The following is a 20500-nucleotide window of genomic DNA, read 5'->3' on the forward strand; positions in this document are numbered from 1 at the left end:
CCTCGATCAGAACGCGGGAAGTTCCGGCTTGGTCGAATCCGGAGCCTCAAGGATGTCGTCCTCGGGGGCTTCCACCACGGTGTCCTCCTCGGGCTCCTCGGTGCCCTCAGTGATACCGAGCTTGACGAGGATCTTCCGCTCGATTTCCGCGGCCAACTCTGGGTTGTCCTTGAGGAACCGGCGGGAGTTCTCCTTACCCTGACCGAGCTGGTCACCTTCATAGGTGAACCAGGCACCGGACTTCTTGACGATTCCGTGCTCCACACCCATGTCGATCAGGCCACCCTCGATGGAGATGCCCTGGCCGTAGAGGATGTCGAACTCGGCCTGCTTGAAGGGCGGCGCCATCTTGTTCTTGACGATCTTGGCGCGGGTGCGGTTACCCACGGGGTTGGCGCCGTCCTTGAGAGTTTCAATACGACGGACGTCCACACGCACCGAGGCGTAGAACTTCAGAGCCTTACCACCGGTAGTGGTTTCCGGCGAGCCGAAGAACACACCGATCTTCTCGCGCAGCTGGTTGATGAAGATGGCGGTGGTGTTCGTGTGCGACAGACGACCGGTGATCTTACGCAGCGCCTGAGACATCAAACGCGCCTGCAGACCCACGTGGCTGTCGCCCATTTCGCCTTCGATTTCCGCCTTGGGGACCAGCGCTGCCACGGAGTCGATCACGACAATGTCGATGGAGCCGGAGCCCACCAGCATGTCCATGATCTCCAGTGCCTGCTCACCGGTGTCCGGCTGGGACACGAGAAGGTTGTCCGTGTCCACGCCCAACTTTTCGGCGTACACGGGATCCAGGGCGTGCTCTGCGTCGATGAACGCGGCGATACCGCCGGCGCGCTGAACGCTCGCCACTGCGTGGAGTGCCACGGTGGTCTTACCGGAAGATTCCGGACCGTAGATCTCGACCACGCGACCGCGCGGGAATCCTCCGATACCCAGGGCCACGTCCAAAGCGATGGAGCCAGTGGGAATGGTCTCGATGCGAGTGGCTGGGCGGTCACCCAGTCGCATGACCGAACCCTTGCCGTAGTTCTTGTCGATCTGTGCCAGGACAGTATCCAGAGCCTTCTCGCGATCGGAGCCGACCACCTGAGAGGGAACGGAAGTGGTTCCCTTTGACTTGGCTGCCATGATTCACCTCGGTTCTTAGGGGCCTGTGTTCCGGGCCCTGTTGTTTGGTTCGTGTCTTAACCTACTGAGGTGGTCCGACACGCATAAGGGCTCACGAAGGATGTGGAGCCCGGATGATCTGATTCGAATATACATTCGATTGGCGTTCGACGCCATTGCGCAGACTAGGACTTGGGTTCCCTGTCCGGGCCCCACCAACGCTCCTGCGGGATCTCCTGCGCTTTACAGATCGCGAACCACACGTGCTTGGGGTCGATGCCTGCGTCGAGGGCTTCGACGGCGGTCCGGTCCCCCACTTCTGCCATGACGAGATCTCGAGCGAGAACCTTGGAGTATCCGGACCCGAACTCGTGGGCCATGAACTCCCAGAACGTACTGATGCGCATGCGGCCTTTCCTAGCGGACTACAACGGTGGGGTGACATAACAAGGGCCCGCCGACAATGCCGACGGGCCCTGGAAACTCTAACGCTGGTGAGCGGATGGGATTAGTGCGCCGAAGTGGCTGCGCCCCCGCGCAACTGGCGGACCTCACGAGTGAACTCTTCGGTCATCTCGGAAGGCACGGTATCCGGAATGTAGTTGCCCTCGGCGTATGCGAGGCGATCTGCAACTTCACGCAGCATCTGTGACAGGGGAATTTCGAGAGCGGTGCAGATGGATGCCAGCAGCTCGGAGGATGCTTCCTTCTGGCCTCGCTCCACCTCGCTCAGGTAGCCCAGCGACACACGAGCACTGTGCGAAACTTCTCGCAGAGTGCGTCCCTGACGCTGGCGGACGCTACGGAGCACTTCGCCAATTTCTTGTCGCAAAACGCCCACTTTGACGTCCTTCGTCTCGGCATGTTCTTCGTCGGACAGTCCCACGTCCTTCCAACGGACGACACCATTGACGGACACGGGTTGCTTCGTCATGTGAATTGCCTACTCCTCGTACGAACGGTCAAACCGTTTAACCAGGTGCTTTCAGTCGGGCGGTAGCCACAACCTTGACCCTGGGCGACTCAAGTTGAGCCTCTGGTAGTAGTAACCTGCTTGCCCGTTCAATTGTTCCTTGTTGGCGAAAGAATTTCACTGGAAGTTGTCTGTGAGCTCGATTTGTGACGCAAGAAAGTCAATGGCCCGGGAAACCGACTCCCGACGGATAGCGGCGCGTCCGCCATCCAGGCGCAGCTCGAGGTGGTCCTCTCCCCTGGGTCCGCTGACACCGAGGTACACGGTGCCGACCTCCTGACCATCGTGCGGTTCGGGGCCGGCCACGCCGGTCGTGGCCACGGCCCAGTCGACACCCAGAGCGGCACGGGCGCCGCGTGCCATGGCCTCCGCCACCTCGGGATCGACGGCACCCTGACGCTCCAATAACTCATGGGAGACGCCCAGAGTCTTTTCCTTCACGGCATGCGAGTAACTCACCACACCGCCCTCCAGAGAGTCGGAGGCGCCCGGAACATCGACAATGGCCGCTGCCACCGCTCCACCGGTCAACGATTCCGCGGTTCCGATGGTCACCCCGTGCGTTACGGCCAACTGAATCAGATCCACGGCGGTATGAAGTTGAGAATCTGCCACTATTCGTCCTCGTTCTCAGCGGCCTTGTTCACGGCAGCGTTACGCAGTTGCACGGCCTTGATCACGTAGTCAATACCGGTGACGACCGTGACGATCAACGCCAGCGCGGTCAACACCCATGCGAACCACAGCCACCAAGCACCCACGAATGGTGCCAGCGGCAGCAGCAGAGCGATCAGAGCCGCCGTCTGCAGCACGGTCTTGGTCTTGCCTCCCTTGGAAGCTGCCATGACGCCGTAGCGGATCACCACGAAACGCATGATCGTGATGCCCCACTCACGCACCAGAATCACGATGGTCACCCACCACCACAGCTCGCCCAACATGGAGAGCACCACGAACGCAGCACCGGTCAGCAATTTGTCCGCGATGGGATCGGCGATCTTGCCGAAGCTGGTGATCAGGTTGCGCGCGCGGGCGATGTCGCCGTCGAGTTTGTCCGTGTACATGGCCAGGCCGAAGACCACCACGGCAGCCCAGCGCATGGGCATGGAATCCTCACCGTGCGTTCCACCGGCCCACAGGAACCACACGAAGAACGGCACCATGACAATCCGGAGTGCCGTGAGCGCATTGGGCAGATTCCAGTTGGATGAGTTGGGCGGCGGGTCTGCGACCGCCCGGGGTGCGGGGGTTCCGCCTTTTCGAGCCATCATCGTCCGGTCAACTCCCAAGCATCGTTCGAATCATCGTCGTCGTTTCCGTCGTGGTAGTCCTTGGCCACGTCGGACAGGCTTGCTTCCACGGGGTCGTCACCGTAGTCGACGGAACCACCGGTCCCCGCCGACGCCGCTGCGGAACCTGCCGCGGCGGCGTCGTCGCCGGGGGTCGAAGGCGGTTCCTCGCCGCGAATGAGCGCCAGGGTGGCCGCGAGATCGTCGGGCTTGACCAGAACATCACGGGCCTTGGAACCCTCCGAGGCGCCCACCACGCCGCGGGACTCGAGCAGGTCCATGAGGCGACCTGCCTTGGCGAAGCCCACGCGGAGCTTGCGCTGCAGCATGGACGTGGAACCGAACTGGGTGGTGATGATGAGTTCGGCTGCCTGCAGCAGCACGTCCAGATCGTCCCCGATGTCCTCGTCGATCTGCTTCTTGGGCGCTTCCTGGATCACGTCTTCGCGGTAGTTGGTCTGCATCTGGGTCTTGACGTGTTCCACGACCTTGTGGATCTCGGACTCCGAGACCCACGCGCCCTGCACACGCATGGGCTTGGAAGCGCCCATGGGCAGGAACAGCGCGTCACCCTGGCCGATGAGCTTCTCGGCACCGGGCTGATCCAGGACCACTCGGGAGTCGGTCACGGATGACGTGGCGAACGCCATGCGCGAGGGCACGTTGGCCTTGATCAGGCCCGTAACCACGTCAACGGACGGGCGCTGGGTGGCCAGCACCAGGTGGATACCGGCGGCGCGGGCGAGCTGGGTGATGCGCACGATCGCGTCCTCGACGTCGCGCGGGGCGACCATCATGAGGTCCGCGAGCTCGTCCACGATAACGAGCAAATACGGGTACGGGCGGATGACGCGCTTGGAACCGGGCTCCGGCTGCACCTTGCCATTGCGCACGGCCTTGTTGAAGTCGTCGATGTGCTTGTACCCGTAGTGCGACAGATCGTCGTAGCGGGCGTCCATTTCGCGCACCACCCACTGCAGGGCCTCGGCGGCCTTCTTGGGGTTGGTGATGATGGGCGTGATCAGGTGGGGAACGCCCTCGTACGCGGTGAGTTCCACGCGCTTGGGGTCCACCATGACCAGGCGCACCTCGTCCGGGGTGGAGCGCATCAAGATCGACACGATCATCGAGTTCACGAACGAAGACTTACCGGCACCGGTCGCACCGGCCACCAGCATGTGCGGCATCTTGGCCAGGTTGGCCACCACGAAGCCTCCCTCGACGTCCTTGCCCACGCCCATGACCATGGGGTGTTCGGACTTCCGAGCCCGTTGTGAGCGCAACACATCACCCAGGGCCACGGTCTCTCGGTCCGTGTTCGGGATCTCGATGCCAATCGCGGACTTGCCCGGGATGGGTGAGAGGATGCGGACATCGGCGGAGGCCACCGCATAGGCAATGTTCTTGGACAGCGCTGTCACGCGCTCCACCTTGGTGCCCGAGCCGAGTTCGATCTCGTAGCGGGTCACGGTGGGGCCGCGGGAGAAACCGGTGACCTCGGCATCCACGTTGAACTGCTGCAACACGTTGGTCAGTGAACCCACCACGCGGTCGTTGGCCTCGGAGCGTTCCTTGGCCGGCGGGCCCTGCACCAGGCTCCCGGGGTCCGGCAAGTTGTACGCCATGTCACCGGCAAGCTGCAGCTGCTCGGAGCGGGCCGGGATCGGCGCCGACGGCGTGTGGGTCCGTGAACTCTCGGGGGCATCCACCTCTGCGAGCGCCGGTGCGTCCGAGGCTTCTGCCGTGTCTGCGGCCGGTTCCAGACCCTGTTCGCGCCGCAACTTGTCCGCGGCGATCTGGGACTTGGTCGGGCGCTTCACACCCGGTCGCACGCTCGGGATGTCCTCGGTGTCCTGGACCTGGGCGCTCGCGGCACCCGCGGCGGTCGAGGACGTGGAACCGGACGGAGCGCCGTCGTTGGAAAGATCGAACACGCGGGTACTCGAGGAGCCGTCCGCGGCCTCGCGGCGCTTGGCCTCGTCCACGACGGCACGTTCGAAGGCCTCGTCCCCGTTGTAGGCGTCCAACTGGGCCTTTTCACGACGCCGCTCGGCGCGGGTCTGGCGCTTGCCCCGCTTCTTCTGCGGGCTGGCCGGGTCCAGGTACGAGCGGTCGTGTTCAGGGTCCGACACGTCGGTGGTCCGGTGCTCGCCCTGTCCCATGAGTTTGTCGTAACCGTCCCGCAGTCGCGGCCCGATCTGGCCGACAGGGGTCGCGGTCATGACGAGTACGGCGAGGAAAGCTAGAACGGCAAGTACCACCAGGGCACCCCAGTGGGTCACGAGCGCCGAGAGCGGATCGGCGGCCAGGAAACCGACGAACCCGCCGGCGCGCCAGATCGCTTCGAACCCCTGGTTGAGTTGGGGCTGTCCACCGGCGATGTGCGCGATACCGGATCCAGCCACGGTCAGTGCCATGAGCCCGATGGCGATGCGGTTGTTGGCTTGTGTCTCGGTGGGGTGCCGGAATGCCCGCCATGCGAAGAACAGGCAGAACACGGGCAACACGAGCGCCATGAAGCCGAACGTGCCGCCGACCACGGCGTGCACCCAGGAGGCGGGCATGGAAATGAAGGTGGCATCCACTCCGCGAAGGTTCCACCACTCAACCGCCGCGATCAGGACGGCCAGCACGAGCCATACGAGTGCGCCGCCGTCGCGGCGCTCCTCCGGAGCCATGTCCGTGCGCACGGTGCCGATCCGCCGCACACCGGCACCCACCACGTGGCCGAGACCGGCCCACGCGTTGACCACGGCATGAAGGAGACGACTACCAGCAGACGGTCCCTGTGGTGTGGACTTGGCCGGGGCCTTGGACGTGCTCTTGGTAGTGCCCTTGGAGAAGCGGGATGCGGTCGAGGTTCGAGATGTTGACTTCGACGATCGCGGAGGGGAAGTTCGTGACGCCATATGTTCCAGAATACCCGCCGAGCGCAAAGCCCGCCCCGACATCGCGTCGGGGCGGGCTCGGCTCGCTCGGATCAGCCTTAATTAAGCTTCGACCACCACGGGTACGATCATGGGTTTGCGGCGCAGCTTGCGCGAAACCCACGAGCCGATGGTGCGGCGCACGACCTGCTGCAGCTGGTGCGCTGTGTGATTCTTGCCGGACTCCCCCATCGCGTCTTCGAGGGCCGCAATGATCTTGGGGCGGATTTCATTGAAGACAGTGTCCTCCTCGGCCACGCCGCGCGCGTGGATGTCCGGGCCGGAAACGATCTTGCCGGTGTCGCGATTGACCACGGTAACCACGGAGATGAAGCCTTCTTCACCCAGGGTCATGCGGTCCTTGAGGTCCGCGTCCGTGATCTCACCCACGGAGGAGCCGTCCACGTAGATGAACCCGCATTCGACCTGACCGGTGATCTTGGACTTACCGTTGTGCATGTCCACCACGGTGCCGTTCTCGGCGAGCAGCACGTGATCGCTGGGAACACCGGTCTCCTGGGCCAGGGCACCGTTGGCGATCAGGTGGCGCACCTCGCCGTGGACCGGCATGACGTACTCGGGCTCCACGATGTTGTAGCAGTACAGCAGTTCGCCGGCGGCTGCGTGACCGGACACGTGCACCTTGGCGTTGCCCTTGTGCACCACGTCAGCACCCAAACGCATCAGACCGTTGATCACGCGGAACACCGAGTTCTCGTTACCGGGGATCAACGACGACGCCAGGATCACCGTGTCACCGGCGTTCACCTGAACCTTGTGGTCGCCGTTGGCCATGCGGGACAGCGCGGCCATGGGCTCACCCTGAGAACCGGTGCACATGATCACGAGCTTGTCGTCCGGGTAGTCCGCGGCCTTCTTCTGGTCGATCAGCACGTTGGGCGGAACGTCCAGATAACCGAGCTTGTCGGCGATCTCCATGTTGCGGATCATCGAGCGACCCATCAGGGCAACCTTGCGACCGCTGGCCACGGCGGCGTCGAGCACCTGCTGCACGCGGTGAACGTGCGAGGAGAACGAGGCCACGATCACGCGCTGGCGTGCCTTGGCGATCACGTCTGCGAGCACGGGGCCAATGGCCTTCTCGGTGGGTACGAAGCCCGGCACCTCGGCGTTGGTGGAGTCAGTCAGGAACAGATCCACACCCTCTTCACCCAGGCGGGCGAAGTGGCGGAGGTCGGTGATGCGACCGTCCATGGGCAACTGATCCATCTTGAAGTCACCGGTGTGCAGGACGGTGCCGGCCTTGGTCCGCAGGAACACGGCCAGGGCGTCAGGGATGGAGTGGTTGACGGCCACGAACTCGCACTCGAACTCGCCGAGGCGCTCGACCTGGCCCTCGCGCACCGCCAGGGTGAAGGGCTTGATGCGGTGCTCCTTCAGCTTGGCTTCGATCAGTGCGAGGGTGAGCTGGGAACCGATGATGGGGATGTCCGGACGGCGCTTGAGCAGGTACGGAACGGCACCGATGTGGTCCTCGTGACCGTGCGTCAGGACGACCGCCACGATATCGTCCAGGCGGTCCTTGATGTTGTTGATGTCCGGCAGGATCAGGTCCACACCGGGCTGGGTTTCTTCGGGGAACAGCACACCGCAGTCGACCACGAGCAACTGCCCATTGATCTCGAACACGGTCATGTTCCGACCGACCTCGCCCAAACCTCCCAGCGGGATGACGCGCAGAGTGTCTGCGGCCAACGCGGGGGGTTCGGAGAGGTCAGTGTTGGTCCATCGGGTCATGAGACCCCTTTCGTCTTAATTGTTCAAAGTGTCTGCCAGGACCGAGGAACTCAGATCCGCGCGGATCTGCTCGATTTCGGCCTGAGTGGGCGCCACATGCGGCAAGCGCACGGTGTTGTTCGGCAGGCGCCCCTGCCAATTCAAAATCGTTTTCGCGGCCACGGCACCGGGCACACGAGTCATGGCGGCGCGAACCACCGGGATCAGCTCATTGTTGACCTTGCGCGCGGTGACGAGGTCACCGGCGAGGGCGGCGTCGACGAGCGTGCGGAACCGCGGAGTGTCCAGGTGGGACGTGACGCCCACGAGACCTGCCGCGCCCAGCGCGATCCAGGGCTGGGTCAGTCCGTCGTCACCGGAGTAGTACACGAGATCGGTTTCGGCCATCACGTGTGCGGCGGCATTGAAGTCTGCCTTGGCATCCTTGACGGCCACGAGGTTCTCGTGGGACGCCAGCGAGATGAGCGTTTCCGGGGCAATCGGGACGCCCGAACGACCCGGAATGTCGTACATCATGATCGGCGTGTCGACGGAATCCGCCAGTGAGCGGAAGTGCGCCTCGATACCGGCCTGTGTGGGCTTGCTGTAGTACGGCGTGACGATCAGCAGGCCGTCCATGCCGATTTTCTGGGCTTCCAGGGAGAGGTACCGGGAGTGCTCGGTGTCGTTGGAACCCGTGCCCGCGAGCAAGGGCACGCGCCCGCCCACGGCATCCTTGACGGCCCGGAAGACCGCGAGGTTTTCTTCGTCGGTCATGGTCGAGTACTCGCCGGTGGTGCCACACACCACCAGTCCGTCACAACCATCGTTGACCAGTTCTTCCGCCAGATGCCCCGTGGTTTCGAGGTCCACGGACCCGTCGTCCTTGAACGCGGTCACCATGGCGGTGAGCAGAGTTCCGAACATGGGGGCGGGGCGGTCGGGCTGAGTGGCTACGCTGCGATCGGTCATACGCTCAAGGTTACCGCGATCACCGCGCCAGTGCCGCCCCCGGGTCCGCGCCGCGGTACAAGGCAATAGCGGTGCGCATGGCACCGCGGGCGCGCCGACCGTCCGAGCTCGCCGAGTAGGCCAGGCTCAAGCGGTACCAACCGCGCCAATCCTCCGGGTTCGCCTCGACCTCTTCGCGAACGGTGTGGAAGTGCTCGTCCGCGGCCTCTCGTACATAGCGGCCCGACGGCGTTTTGGGCAGGTTGTCCTCGGGGAGCCCGCCTTCCGCGGCGAGGGTGCGGCCGAGTTTTTCGGTACGGGCACCGAAAATGATCTCTCGCACCATGGCCCACGTGCCCACCGCCGGGATGACCAGCATGGCGATCCCGAAGCCCTTCACGATCAAACCCTCCGAGCTCAGCAGCAGCACCGCTCGTTGGAACGACAGGCCAAGATAGAGCGCGAGCAAAGCGACCATGAGGGCGGCCAGGATGCGCCCCTTGGAACCGATTTCGAGCACGGTAAAGACCGCAGCGAAGGCCAACATGGCGATGATCCACACTTTGGAGCCCACGGAGATGGGCAGGATCACCACGGTCAGCAGCGCCAGCACGATGACCGCGGCCACCCACCACCGCAGAGAACTGGGTTTCCCGGAGTCGGACGTTACGGAAACGTGTTCTCGGGAGTCGGATTCGCGATGACTCACAGGCCCAGATCCATGTAGCCGTCCAGCCCGTGAGTCAGTCCCGGGTGCTTGGCCACTTCACGCACGCCCAGCACCACACCGGTCATGAACGAGATCCGGTCAAAGGAATCGTGACGAATGGTCAACTGCTCCCCCGTGTTGCCCAGCAGAGTCTCCTGGTGGGCGACCAGGCCGCGTAGTCGTACGGAGTGCACGTGCACACCGTCGACCACGGCGCCGCGTGCGCCGTCCGGATCGGTCTGTGTCGCGTCCGGCGAGTCAACCACACCGGCCGCGCGGCGGGCCTTCCCGATCAACGACGCCGTACGGGCTGCGGTTCCGGACGGCGCATCCAGCTTGTCGGGGTGGTGCAGTTCGACGACCTCCACGGATTCGAAGAACGCGGCTGCCGCCTCCGAGAACTTCATGGCCAGCACCGCACCCACTGCGAAGTTGGGGGCGATCAGCACACCTACCTCGGGGTGCTTGGCCAGCTGAGATTCGAGGTCCGCCAGGGCCTGATCGTCCCAGCCCGTGGTGCCCACGACCGAATGGATACCATGGTCGATGGCGAAGCGGACGTTGTCCCGCGTGGACTCCGGAACGGTCAGGTCGATCATGACCTGCGCACCCGAGTCGACGATGGTTTGGAAATCATCGCCACGACCCAGCGCGGCGACCAGTTCCAACCCGGCAGCACGCTCAACGGCAGCCACGGCCTCGGAACCCATGCGTCCGTGGTGACCGAGCACGGCCACCTTGATGGTGTTGTTCGATTCGGTCATCTCAACCACTCCTTAGTTCTGGCTCGGCAGCTTCTCGGCCGGAGCTTGCGGCCCCACCACGGTCTGCACGGACGACGCCGCGGACAGTTCCGCCGCCAGCGTCTGAACGTCCTGCGAGGTCACGGCGCGGATCCGGTCCAGGGACTCGTCCACGTCCATGTACACGCCGGTCTTCAATTCTGCCGATCCCAAACGGGACATCCGTGAACCGGTATCCTCCAGGGCCAGCACAGTGGCGCCGCTGAGCTGGCCCTCGATCTTAGCCAATTCTTTGGCGGTCATTCCGTCCTGCGCGAGCCGGTCCAGCTCGGTGCGCATGAGTTGCGCGACCTGGTCCACCCGATCCATGGTGCAGCCCGCATACATGCCGAAATACCCGGCATCCGAATACGCACCCGAGAACGAGAACGTGGAGTACGCCAGGCCCTTCTGCTCGCGGATCGTGTGAAACAACCGTGAGGACATCCCCCCGCCCAGTGCGGCATTGAGCACGGTCATGGTGAAACGCCGGTCATCACCCACGCGCAGTGCAGGACCGCCCAGCACCACGTGCGCCTGTTCCACGGGGCGGTGAAACACCTGGGTGCCCGTCAGGGGTGTGAGCACAGCCGATGTATTGGCGCGCCGCGCCCCCACCGCACCGGGTGCATCCGGATCCCAGCCCGCGCGGGTCAAGGACTCCCGAACCAGCTCGACCACGCGTTCGTGTTCGAGCCCGCCGGCGGCCGTGACCACGAGATGTTCCGGACGATAGGCCGCACGGTAATGCTCCCACACGGCGTCACGAGCCACGGACCGGATCTCCTCCGGGGTGCCCGCAATCGGACGCGCCAGGGGTGAGCCGTCCAGGACCGCTGCGGTGAACTGTTCGAACGCGAAATCGGTGGGGTCGTCACGGTCCATCGCGATTTCCTCGAGGATGACTCCCCGTTCGCGATCGAACTCGTCCGGGTCCAGTACCGCGCTCGAGAACATGTCCGCGAGAACGTCAATGGCCATGGGCAGATCGTCCGAAAGCACCCGCGCGTAGTAGCACGTGTTCTCCTTGGCGGTGAACGCGTTGGACTCGCCACCCACAGCGTCGAACGCTTCGGCGATGTCGAGCGATGTGCGCCGCGCCGTGCCCTTGAACAGCAAGTGCTCCAGGAAGTGCGTGGAACCGAGCATCCCGGGTGCCTCGTCACGAGAACCCAGGCTGACCCAGAAGCCCACGGAGGCCGAGCGTTGACCGGGCATTTTTTCCGTGAGCACGCGTGTACCGCACGGCAGTACGCTGCGGGTGATCACGGCGCCGTCGGCGTCGTCGTGGACCACGTGGGTGAAGCCGGTGGTGTCCGGCAAAGAAGCTGAGTACGCCCGAAGGCGGGCGTCCGCGGGGAAGATTTTCTCCCCGGGATCGCCCGCCTCCAGCGGAAGGTGAACTACCGTCATGAACCTCGAGTTACCCCTCGATCAGCTCTCGTTGACGGGTTCGGACTCGAGCTCTTCGGCCTTGTCCTCGTCGGCAACGACCGATGCCAGCGACAGCTTGCCGCGGTCGTCGACCTTGGTGATCTCGACCTGGACCTTCTGGCCGACACTTACGACGTCGTCAACCTCGTTGACGCGCTTGTTGTCGTTGAGCTTGCGCATTTCGGAGATGTGCAGCAGGCCGTCCTTGCCCGGGGTCAGGGAGATGAACGCACCGAAGGTGGTGGTCTTGACCACGGTACCCAGGTAACGCTCGCCCACCTCGGGGACCTGCGGGTTGGCGATCGCGTTGATCGCCGAACGAGCGGCCTCTGCCGACGGTCCGTCGGTGGCACCGATGTACACGGTGCCGTCGTCCTCGATGGAGATGTCGGTTCCGGTGTCTTCCTGGATCTGGTTGATCATCTTGCCCTTGGGGCCGATGACCTCACCGATCTTGGAGACGGGAACGTTCACGCTGATCACGCGAGGAGCGAATTCGCTCATCTCGTCCGGAGCGTCGATCGCGGAGGTCAGCACATCCAGGATGTAAAGGCGGGCTTCGCGAGCCTGGCTCAGGGCGGCGGTCAGCACGGAGGCCGGGATACCGTCGAGCTTGGTGTCCAACTGGATGGCGGTCACGAACTCGGAGGTACCTGCAACCTTGAAGTCCATGTCACCCAGGGCGTCTTCGGCGCCGAGAATGTCGGTCAGCGCCGCGTAGCGGGTTTCGCCGTCCACGGTGTCCGAGACGAGACCCATGGCGATACCGGCAACGGGTGCGCGCAGCGGCACACCGGCGTTGAGCAGCGACAGGGTCGCGGCGCACACGGAGCCCATGGAGGTGGAGCCGTTGGAACCGAGGGCCTCGGAGACCTGACGGATCGCGTACGGGAATTCCTCACGCGAGGGCAGCACGGGCGTGATCGCACGCTCTGCCAACGCACCGTGACCGATTTCGCGGCGCTTGGGCGAACCCACGCGGCCGGTCTCACCGGTGGAGTACGGCGGGAAGTTGTAGTGGTGGATGTAGCGCTTGTGCTTGACCGGGGACAGCGAGTCGATCTGCTGTTCCAGCTTGAGCATGTTCAAGGTGGTGACACCCATGATCTGGGTCTCGCCGCGCTCGAAGATCGCCGAACCGTGCACGCGGGGCAGCACCTCGACCTCGGCGGTCAGTTCACGGATGTCCGTGAGGCCGCGGCCGTCGATGCGGACCTGGTCCTTGAGGATGCGCTGACGCACGGTCTGCTTGGTGAGTGCCTGGTAGGCACCGTTGATCTCGTCCTTGCGGTCGGCGAAGGGCTTGCCCTCACCGGTGAGCTCGGCCAGAACGCTCTGGTGCAGCTCGTCGGTGGCGGCTTCGCGCTCCTGCTTACCGGCGATGGAGTACACCTCGGCCAGACGGTTACCCACGAAGTCCTCGACGGCCTGGGTGGCGTCGTCGCCGTAGCCGCCGAAGCGAGGCAGTTCCATGGGGGACTTGCCCGCACGGGCGACCAGGTCGGCCTGAGCGTCGCACAGTGCCTTGATGTAGGACTTGGACGCCTCGATGCCCTCGGAGACGAGCTCCTCGGTCGGGGCGACAGCGCCCTGGCCCTTGACGAGCTCCCAGGCGTTGTCGGTGGCTTCGGCCTCGACCATCATGATCGCGACGTCTTCGGAACCGTCAGCGGTGGTGACCACGCGGCCGGCCACGGCCATGTCGAACACGGCGTTCTCGATCTGGGAGTGCTTGGGGAAGGCGATCCACTGGTGCTTGCCGTTCTCCTCGGGCATGAGTGCCATGCGCACGCCGCCCACGGGGCCCTGGAAGGGCATGCCGGACAGCGAGGTGGACATGGACGCGGCGTTGATGGCCACGGTGTTGTAGATCTCGTCCGGTGCGATGGACAGCACCGTCACGACAACCTGGACCTCGTTGCGGATGCCCTTGCCGAAAGCGGGGCGCAACGGACGGTCGATCAGGCGGCAGGTCAGGATCGCGTCGGTGGACGGACGGCCTTCACGACGGAAGAACGAGCCCGGGATGCGACCGGCGGCGTACATCCGCTCTTCCACGTCCACGGTCAGCGGGAAGAAGTCGAAGCCTTCGCGGGGGTTCTTGCCCACGGCGGTGGCCGAGAGCATGGAGGTCTCTTCGTCGATGGAGACCAGGGCGGAACCGGCGGCCTGCTTGGCCAACCGGCCGGTTTCGAAGCGCACTACGCGCTTGCCGTACGAACCGTTGTCGATGATTGCTTCTGCACTCTGAATTTCGGGACCCTCCAAGGGTCACCTCCGTTTCTTCTGTGGCGAAAAGCGCGACATACCGGTCTTCGATCGAGGCGCTCGCACTGCGCATGCATTGCGAAGGCCACTGTCGAGGACCGCGATATGGTGCGCGAATCCGCTACTAGCTTTTTCTATTTCATGTGTTGGCCCGGTGGGCCGGTGGTTCCGTGTGGAACCTGGCGGTGTTCGTCACGAACAGCGCCGGTTACGGCGGTTCCCCGCGCCTTCACGGGTGAAAACACGGGGAACACCGAGAACTTAGATCACTTACGCAGGCCGAGGCGCTCAATGAGCGCACGGTAGCGAGCGATGTCAGTACGACGCAGGTAGTCAAGCATGCGACGACGGCGACCCACCAGGGCCATCAGGCCGCGACGGGTGTGGTGGTCGTGCTTGTGCTGCTTCAGGTGCTCGGTCAAGTCGGAAATACGACGGGACAGCACGGCAATCTGCACCTCGGGGGAACCAGTGTCACCCTCGTGAGTTGCGTACTCCTTGATGATTTCCTGCTTGATAGCGGCATCCAGTGCCATAAGTAACTCCTTGAGTTAGTACCGTGACCGCCCGGTGCGCAGGTTTCGCGCCCGGGTTTCGGGTGTCTCACCCGAGATCTGACCGCCACGGACTGCAGTCAGGCCGTTGACCAGTCTAACGGACGTCAACCAATACGTCGTATCAGGCGGGTCACCGTTATGGATGTCCCCGTCAACTGGGACAATGAGGACCATGAAGAAAATGAATGTGGAGTCTTTCAACCTCGACCACCGTTCGGTCGCGGCCCCTTACGTTCGGATTGCCGATCGCAAGGAGTTGCCCGGAGGAGACACGCTCATCAAGTACGACGTGCGGTTCTCCCAGCCCAACGAATCGCACCTGGAGATGCCGGCTATCCACTCGATCGAGCACCTCACCGCGGAGCACATGCGCAATCACACCGAAGCGCTCATCGACTTCTCCCCCATGGGCTGCCAGACCGGCTTCTACGCGCTCATGTTGGGCGTGGAGGACGCTGACTTCAAGGATCTGTTGGAGGCCACGTTCAAGGACATCCTCGCGGCGGACGAGGTTCCGGCCGCCAACGAGGTGCAGTGCGGTTGGGGCGCCAACCACAGCCTTGAGGCCGCCAAGTCTGCCGTGCAGGACTTCTTGGACGAACGCGCCGCCTGGGACGTGGTCACCAAGTGAGCGCAGGCGCCTCCCAGGAGACGTTGAATCACGACGCCGCCCTGTTCGGTCGCTGCGTGGGCGCACCCGCCGTGGTGGTCGCCATGGACGAAGAGGCAGCACCTTTTCTGACGCGCGCCGAGGAACAAGCGGCGCAGCCGCTCACCGTGGGTCAGGCACTGGTCTACGCGGTGGTCCTGGAAGGTGCCCCCGTGCTGCTCGTGCGCACGGGTATCGGGCTGGTCAATGCGGCGTCGGCGGTGACGGCGGTGATCGAACGTTTCGAGCCCTCCATGGTGCTCGCGGCCGGTTCGGCAGGGGGCCTACGAGCGGACGTGAACGTGGGTGACCTGGTGATCGGCACCGGCTATCGCTACACGGATGCAGATGCCACGGCGTTTGGATATGTTCCCGGACAGGTACCCGGCATGCCGGAGAGCTACTCCCCCGCTGAGAGTTTGCTGAATGCCACGGAAACTCTGGTCGGGAGCGATGAGCAGACCGTTCTCCGTGGCACCATGCTTTCGGGTGGCTCGTTCGTCACGGAAGCCAATGTGGGTGCCACCCGCGAGATCTTCCCCGAGGCACTCAGCACGGACATGGAAACGGTCGCGCTGGCGCAGGTGTGCGCCACCCGCGGATACCCCTTCCTGGCGGTGCGCAGCGTGTCGGATCTGTGCGGTCCCGCCGCCGGACAACAGTTCCACCTGGAGATCGACCTTGTGGCGGAGATCAGCGCGAGTGCCGTGTGCCAGGTATTGAACACCTTCCGCCAAAGTACTTCCGAGTGAATTGAGGAACGCATGAGCGACAAGAAACTTGAGGACGCCGTCCCGGACGCCCCGCGCCACGTGCTGCGCGACGGCAACAAGATTCCGCAGTTGGGCCTGGGAACCTACCCCATGGACGACGCCGAGGCTGAGGCGCTGATCCCTGAAGCGCTGTGGCGCGGCTACCGCCTGATCGACACCGCCGTGAACTACGGCAACGAACTGGGTGTGGGTCGCGGCGTCAAGGCATCCGGGATCAACCGCGATGACATCTTCCTGACCACCAAGCTCCCGGGTCGCCATCACGGAACGGATTCCGTTCGGCGCTCGCTCGAAGGCTCCCTGGAACGGCTGGGAACCGATTACGTGGATCTGTACCTGATCCACTGGCCCAATCCCTCCGTGGACCGCTATGTGGAGTCCTGGCGGACCATGATCGAGCTGCGGGATCAGGGCCTGATCAAGTCGATCGGCGTGTCCAATTTCCTGCCGGAGCACCTGCTGCGGCTCGAGAAGGAAACGGACGAGATGCCGGTGATCAACCAGGTGGAACTGAACCCGCAGTACCAGCAGGAACTGCTGCGCGAGTTCCACGCAGAACACAAGATCGTGACCGAGGCGTGGTCACCGTTGGGCCGTAAGACGGACATCCTGCAGCACGAGTGGCTTTCGGAGATTGCCCGCAGTATCGGCCGCACGCCCGCCCAGGTCATCCTGAGGTGGCACATCCAGTCCAACATCCTGCCCATCCCCAAGAGCTCGGACGTCACCCGCATGGCCGAGAACCTGGACGTGTTCGACTGGGATCTCTCGGACGATCAGATGCGACGCATCAAGATGTTGCACACCGGATTGAGCGGCTCCGGTTTCGATCCCCTTGAGCACGAGGAGATGTAGCAACTACCCGGCCGGATGTATCAGGCGGTCTCGTGAGGTTCCTTGGCCAGGATCTCGCGGGACCGTTTGACGTCGTCGTTCATCTGGGCCACCAGCGCATCGATGCCGCGGTAGGCAACCATGCCGCGCAGTCGTTCCACGAATTCCACCACGACCTGTTGACCGTAGAGGTCGAAGTCCTCAATGTTCTCTTCCGGCCGATCGATCACGTGCGCCTCGACCTGACGGGAGACCCCTTCGAACGTCGGATTCGAGCCCACGGAAATGGCCGTGGGCCAGCGCTTGCCGTTCTGATCTACGAGCCATCCCGCGTAGACACCGTCCGCGGGGATGAATCCGGACGCGTCCGGCGAAAGGTTCGCGGTGGGGAATCCCAGTTCGCGACCGCGAGCAGCTCCGTGCACTACTTCCCCGCGCATCCGGTGGTTGCGGCTGAGCAAACCCGTGGCGCCGCGCATGTCACCGGCTTCCAGGCACGAGCGGATCCACGTGGAGGAACAGCGGCGTTCCGTAGCCGCGGCCGCGGGTGTGCCGTTCTTGAGGGGAGTCGAAGGATCGGTGCCCACGACGTCCTCGACGACCACGACGTCGAAACCGTGCTTGTCGCCCAGCGCCCTGATGGCATGCAGATCGCCGGTGTTGTCCTTACCCAGACGCACGTCCTCACCGATCACCAGGCACACCGCTTCGAGCGGCTTGACCAGGTAGTCGACCACGAACTCTTCGGGGGTCAATTGAGCGAAATCGAGGGAATAGGGCTGCACGAGCACGGCATCGATCTCGGTGTGTTCCAGTGCGTCGAGTTTGTCCTCGAGCCCCATGATCACGCCGGGGTGAGACTCGGGCCGGTGCACCAGCGCCGGGTGGGGATCAAAGGTGACCACCACCGATTTCGCGGTGCGTTCCCCGGCCACCTCCAACAACGTGTCGAAGACGTGTTGGTGACCGCGGTGGACTCCGTCGAAGTTTCCAATCGTCACCACGGACGGTCCGAAACCCGGGGTGATGTCGTCGCGGGATCTCCAGCGAATCACTGTTCTCCTCGATGTCGAGTGTGCGGGCGGGACGAAACGAGCCTACCCGTTGGCGCGGGTGGGACGGGTGCGCCACAACCAGATAAGACCGATCATGGGCAAGACCAAGGGCACAAAACCGTAACCCGCGCCGAAGTGCGACCAGACACTGGCCTTGGGGAAGAGTTCGGGCGAGAGCACGCTGAGCAGGCCGACTGCGAGCACGCCGATCATCTCGATCCATACGGCGATCCACGCGATCCGGTGCCAACCGGGGCCGGTCTTGGTCAGTGCCACGGTCGCAATCACGTAGATGACGGCGGAAATCGTGGACAGGATGATCGCCAGCGGTGCCTCGGAAAACTCCGTACCCAGCTGGTACAGGGAACGCACACCTGCCGAGAGCGAGAACACCCCGTAAATCACGATGATGAGCCTCCCGAATCCGCTGGATTTGGCATCCGTGCGCTTTGTCTTCACGCGGTTGCCGAAACGCTGCTGCAACGCGTTGTGCTCGGTGGACTTGGTCACCGTGATCCCGTTCCTTTCCGCGGAGTGGTCAATGCTGCCGGCCTCAGACGTTCTGGTAGTACCAGATGTAGTTCATGCGGTAGACCATGATGATGACCACGGGTCCCGCCGCAGCCAGGATGAGCGTGGACCAGCGTGAGCGTTCCACGAGCGACCAGATGAACGTTCCGGCCGGGATGAGCAGCGCCGTCAGCAGGTAACCCCAGTACTCGAGAACACTGCCCGAGGCTTCCGACCCGAAGATGGGGAGGAAGATCGAACCCACCACGTACACGAGCAGGAACAGTTCCAGAATCAGCACGGAGCCTTGTGAGAAGTCGTCGGGTTCGCGTCCGCGCATCGCCTGCACCAGGCAGATCAAACACGACAGCGTTCCAATCACCACCGAGGCCCAGAACCATCCGTCGTAACCCCACAGCATCAGTGATTCTCCTGTTCGGACGGTTCGGACGTGCCGGTCGAGTCGGCAGAAAACGTCTCGCCCGCGGCAATGCCCAGAACGGATGCCGCGTAGCGCTTGGAAGCGGAGCCGCGGTTCTCGGCCAGGGCCACCAGAGTCCCGTTAGGTGCGAAGCACGCAACGGGCAAGTCTGTTCCGCTGACCAGATCGGCCGGGTGCGCGGAGATCCGGCGACCGTGCGACAGGTCCGTGGCCTCCCCCGCGTCCAAACGGCGCACGGGAAACAGCAGTTCCGCGGCACGGTTGATCTCCAGGGTGTCCACGGTCCCGCCGTCGCTCACCGATTGCGTCAGGTCGTCCAGCGTGTGCGCCTGGTCGAGAGTGAAGGACCCCACGCGCGTGCGGCGCAGCGCCGTCAGGTGTCCGCCCACGCCCAGGCCACGGCCCATGTCACGGGCCAGCGCACGGATGTAGGTGCCTGAGGAACACGAGACCGTGGCCGTCACATCGATGCCGGTCTCGTCGCGCGAGATGTCGTGCACCGTGAATTCGTGGATCGTGACGGGTCGCGCGGCCAGTTCGACGTCCTCGCCGCCGCGAACTCGGGCGTAGGAGCGTTTTCCGTTCACCTTGATGGCGCTCACCGCTGACGGTACCTGCTGGATCTCGCCGGTAAGTGCGGAAACTTCACGCTGAATGTCGCTGTCACTTACTCCCGCGAGGGTCGAGGCATCCGCGCGCTCGGTCACGTCGCCCTCGGCGTCGTCGGTCACGGTCGCTGCGCCCAATCGAATGGTCGCCTCGTACGTCTTGGACGTTCCGGTGACCCAGGTCAGCAACTTGGTGGCCTTCTCGACACCCAGCACCAGGACTCCCGACGCCGCCGGGTCCAGCGTGCCGGCGTGACCTACCTTGCGGGTCCCGGCCAGGCGCCGCATTCGTGCCACGACGTCATGCGAGGTCCAGCCCAGGGGCTTGTCGACGATGACGAACCCGGCCGTCCTCGGAAGCGAGGGGGCCGGGCTCGGAACGTGGGGACGTTCACTCACGCGCGTCAGCTCCGGGGCGAGTCGTCGTCGGTATCGTCATCCGCGGCGTCGTCCTCGGGGGTGCGGTACGCGTCCTCACCCGCGGCGTAGGAGGCGCCGACGGCCTGAGCCGCGACCTGCTCGTCCTTTTCGCGTGCGGCGCGCAAGAGCTCTTCGAGCCGGGCGGCGTCGGCGGGGATTTCGTCCGCGACAAAGGTGAGCGTGGGCGTGAGGCGGGCGGTGATGTTCTTGCCGACCTCGGAACGCAGCACGCCCTTGGCGGACTCCAGTGCCTGCGCGGTCTCCGCGCGCTGCGTCTCATCGCCGTAGACGGTGTAGTACAGCGTCGCGTGCTGAAGGTCGTTGGTGACCCGGGCATCGGTGATGGTCACGAAACCGACGCGGGGATCCTTGATCCGGCGCTCGAGGGCCTGGGCAACGATCACCTTGATGCGGTCGGCCAGCCGTGCGGCGCGTGCGGCGTCAACCATGGTGACTCTCCTTC

At 64.1% G+C, this 20500-nt stretch carries 21 protein-coding genes; 3 read left to right on the top strand and 18 right to left on the bottom strand.

Annotated elements, in window-relative coordinates; translation table 11 throughout:
* Positions 1-6: 6 nt before the first annotated feature.
* The 13 genes from recA to rpsO all read right to left on the bottom strand — a co-directional run bounded on the left by recA (position 7) and on the right by rpsO (position 14725).
* On the bottom strand, positions 7-1140 hold the full coding sequence (gene recA / locus CKW39_RS02995; protein ID WP_095796700.1) for a recombinase RecA: 1134 nt from the start codon (positions 1138-1140) through the stop codon (positions 7-9).
* A gap of 164 nt (positions 1141-1304) precedes the next feature.
* On the bottom strand, positions 1305-1526 hold the full coding sequence (locus CKW39_RS03000) for a DUF3046 domain-containing protein (RefSeq protein WP_095796701.1): 222 nt from the start codon (positions 1524-1526) through the stop codon (positions 1305-1307).
* A gap of 101 nt (positions 1527-1627) precedes the next feature.
* Positions 1628-2053: a helix-turn-helix domain-containing protein gene (locus CKW39_RS03005; protein WP_016996785.1), complete on the bottom strand. Its 426-nt coding sequence runs from the start codon at positions 2051-2053 to the stop codon at positions 1628-1630.
* 156 nt (positions 2054-2209) lie between these two features.
* Positions 2210-2707: a CinA family protein gene (locus tag CKW39_RS03010; protein ID WP_095796702.1), complete on the bottom strand. Its 498-nt coding sequence runs from the start codon at positions 2705-2707 to the stop codon at positions 2210-2212.
* On the bottom strand, positions 2707-3360 hold the full coding sequence (pgsA, locus tag CKW39_RS03015) for a CDP-diacylglycerol--glycerol-3-phosphate 3-phosphatidyltransferase (RefSeq protein ID WP_095796964.1): 654 nt from the start codon (positions 3358-3360) through the stop codon (positions 2707-2709). Before pgsA ends, CKW39_RS03010 begins: the two co-directional genes overlap by 1 nt.
* Positions 3360-6290: a DNA translocase FtsK gene (locus CKW39_RS03020; protein WP_095796703.1), complete on the bottom strand. Its 2931-nt coding sequence runs from the start codon at positions 6288-6290 to the stop codon at positions 3360-3362. Before CKW39_RS03020 ends, pgsA begins: the two co-directional genes overlap by 1 nt.
* An 81-nt stretch (positions 6291-6371) precedes the next feature.
* Entirely contained in the window at positions 6372-8066 is a 1695-nt protein-coding gene (locus CKW39_RS03025) for a ribonuclease J (RefSeq protein ID WP_095796704.1), read from the bottom strand.
* A gap of 15 nt (positions 8067-8081) precedes the next feature.
* Positions 8082-9017 carry a 4-hydroxy-tetrahydrodipicolinate synthase gene (dapA, locus tag CKW39_RS03030; RefSeq protein WP_095796705.1) on the bottom strand — a complete coding sequence of 312 codons (936 nt, stop codon included), beginning with the start codon at positions 9015-9017 and terminating at the stop codon, positions 8082-8084.
* Between the two features lie 19 nt (positions 9018-9036).
* Entirely contained in the window at positions 9037-9705 is a 669-nt protein-coding gene (locus CKW39_RS03035) for a hypothetical protein (protein WP_095796706.1), read from the bottom strand.
* Positions 9702-10469: a 4-hydroxy-tetrahydrodipicolinate reductase gene (gene dapB / locus CKW39_RS03040; RefSeq protein ID WP_095796707.1), complete on the bottom strand. Its 768-nt coding sequence runs from the start codon at positions 10467-10469 to the stop codon at positions 9702-9704. The genes CKW39_RS03035 and dapB overlap by 4 nt, the downstream gene beginning before the upstream one ends.
* A 12-nt stretch (positions 10470-10481) precedes the next feature.
* Complete coding sequence (locus CKW39_RS03045) at positions 10482-11900, bottom strand: pitrilysin family protein (protein ID WP_095796708.1); 1419 nt, start codon at positions 11898-11900, stop codon at positions 10482-10484.
* Positions 11901-11921: 21 nt separating this feature from the next.
* Positions 11922-14189 carry a polyribonucleotide nucleotidyltransferase gene (locus CKW39_RS03050; RefSeq protein WP_095796709.1) on the bottom strand — a complete coding sequence of 756 codons (2268 nt, stop codon included), beginning with the start codon at positions 14187-14189 and terminating at the stop codon, positions 11922-11924.
* A 266-nt stretch (positions 14190-14455) separates the two neighbouring features.
* Positions 14456-14725: a 30S ribosomal protein S15 gene (gene rpsO / locus CKW39_RS03055; protein WP_016996788.1), complete on the bottom strand. Its 270-nt coding sequence runs from the start codon at positions 14723-14725 to the stop codon at positions 14456-14458.
* A 193-nt stretch (positions 14726-14918) separates the two neighbouring features.
* On the opposite strand from rpsO, the gene CKW39_RS03060 reads away from it, so the two are divergent.
* The 3 genes from CKW39_RS03060 to CKW39_RS03070 are packed head-to-tail and all read left to right on the top strand — an operon-like array spanning position 14919 to position 17023.
* On the top strand, positions 14919-15377 hold the full coding sequence (locus tag CKW39_RS03060) for an S-ribosylhomocysteine lyase (protein ID WP_095796710.1): 459 nt from the start codon (positions 14919-14921) through the stop codon (positions 15375-15377).
* Positions 15374-16147, top strand: a complete 774-nt coding sequence (gene mtnN / locus CKW39_RS03065) for a 5'-methylthioadenosine/S-adenosylhomocysteine nucleosidase (RefSeq protein WP_095796711.1) — start codon at positions 15374-15376, stop codon at positions 16145-16147. Before CKW39_RS03060 ends, mtnN begins: the two co-directional genes overlap by 4 nt.
* 12 nt (positions 16148-16159) lie before the next feature.
* Positions 16160-17023 (top strand): aldo/keto reductase, encoded by an 864-nt coding sequence (locus tag CKW39_RS03070; protein WP_095796712.1) that lies wholly within the window; start codon positions 16160-16162, stop codon positions 17021-17023.
* Between the two features lie 20 nt (positions 17024-17043).
* Here the strand turns inward: CKW39_RS03070 and CKW39_RS03075 are convergent, their stop codons facing one another.
* The 5 genes from CKW39_RS03075 to rbfA are packed head-to-tail and all read right to left on the bottom strand — an operon-like array spanning position 17044 to position 20486.
* Positions 17044-18057 carry a bifunctional riboflavin kinase/FAD synthetase gene (locus CKW39_RS03075; RefSeq protein WP_095796713.1) on the bottom strand — a complete coding sequence of 338 codons (1014 nt, stop codon included), beginning with the start codon at positions 18055-18057 and terminating at the stop codon, positions 17044-17046.
* Positions 18058-18099: 42 nt separating this feature from the next.
* On the bottom strand, positions 18100-18567 hold the full coding sequence (locus CKW39_RS03080; RefSeq protein ID WP_095796714.1) for a hypothetical protein: 468 nt from the start codon (positions 18565-18567) through the stop codon (positions 18100-18102).
* Between the two features lie 43 nt (positions 18568-18610).
* Positions 18611-18988: a hypothetical protein gene (locus CKW39_RS03085; RefSeq protein WP_095796715.1), complete on the bottom strand. Its 378-nt coding sequence runs from the start codon at positions 18986-18988 to the stop codon at positions 18611-18613.
* Positions 18988-20016 carry a tRNA pseudouridine(55) synthase TruB gene (truB, locus tag CKW39_RS03090; RefSeq protein ID WP_095796716.1) on the bottom strand — a complete coding sequence of 343 codons (1029 nt, stop codon included), beginning with the start codon at positions 20014-20016 and terminating at the stop codon, positions 18988-18990. The genes CKW39_RS03085 and truB overlap by 1 nt, the downstream gene beginning before the upstream one ends.
* A gap of 5 nt (positions 20017-20021) precedes the next feature.
* Positions 20022-20486, bottom strand: coding sequence for a 30S ribosome-binding factor RbfA (gene rbfA / locus CKW39_RS03095; protein WP_095796717.1), 465 nt, complete (start codon positions 20484-20486; stop codon positions 20022-20024).
* Between the last annotated feature and the right edge of the window lie 14 nt (positions 20487-20500).

It is taken from the genome of Kocuria sp. WRN011 (genome assembly GCF_002295155.1).
In the GTDB taxonomy this organism is placed as follows: Bacteria; Actinomycetota; Actinomycetes; order Actinomycetales; family Micrococcaceae; genus Kocuria; species Kocuria carniphila.

Coding starts and splice junctions, on each gene's coding strand:
- recA (WP_095796700.1), bottom strand. CDS start 1,140: ATGGCAGCCAAGTCAAAGGGAACCACTTCCGTTCCCTCTCAGGTGGTC.
- CKW39_RS03070 (WP_095796712.1), top strand. CDS start 16,160: ATGAGCGACAAGAAACTTGAGGACGCCGTCCCGGACGCCCCGCGCCAC.
- dapB (WP_095796707.1), bottom strand. CDS start 10,469: ATGACCGAATCGAACAACACCATCAAGGTGGCCGTGCTCGGTCACCAC.
- CKW39_RS03005 (WP_016996785.1), bottom strand. CDS start 2,053: ATGACGAAGCAACCCGTGTCCGTCAATGGTGTCGTCCGTTGGAAGGAC.
- CKW39_RS03085 (WP_095796715.1), bottom strand. CDS start 18,988: ATGCTGTGGGGTTACGACGGATGGTTCTGGGCCTCGGTGGTGATTGGA.
- dapA (WP_095796705.1), bottom strand. CDS start 9,017: ATGACCGATCGCAGCGTAGCCACTCAGCCCGACCGCCCCGCCCCCATG.
- rbfA (WP_095796717.1), bottom strand. CDS start 20,486: ATGGTTGACGCCGCACGCGCCGCACGGCTGGCCGACCGCATCAAGGTG.
- CKW39_RS03060 (WP_095796710.1), top strand. CDS start 14,919: ATGAAGAAAATGAATGTGGAGTCTTTCAACCTCGACCACCGTTCGGTC.
- CKW39_RS03025 (WP_095796704.1), bottom strand. CDS start 8,066: ATGACCCGATGGACCAACACTGACCTCTCCGAACCCCCCGCGTTGGCC.
- CKW39_RS03000 (WP_095796701.1), bottom strand. CDS start 1,526: ATGCGCATCAGTACGTTCTGGGAGTTCATGGCCCACGAGTTCGGGTCC.
- pgsA (WP_095796964.1), bottom strand. CDS start 3,360: ATGGCTCGAAAAGGCGGAACCCCCGCACCCCGGGCGGTCGCAGACCCG.
- CKW39_RS03045 (WP_095796708.1), bottom strand. CDS start 11,900: ATGACGGTAGTTCACCTTCCGCTGGAGGCGGGCGATCCCGGGGAGAAA.
- CKW39_RS03020 (WP_095796703.1), bottom strand. CDS start 6,290: ATGGCGTCACGAACTTCCCCTCCGCGATCGTCGAAGTCAACATCTCGA.
- rpsO (WP_016996788.1), bottom strand. CDS start 14,725: ATGGCACTGGATGCCGCTATCAAGCAGGAAATCATCAAGGAGTACGCA.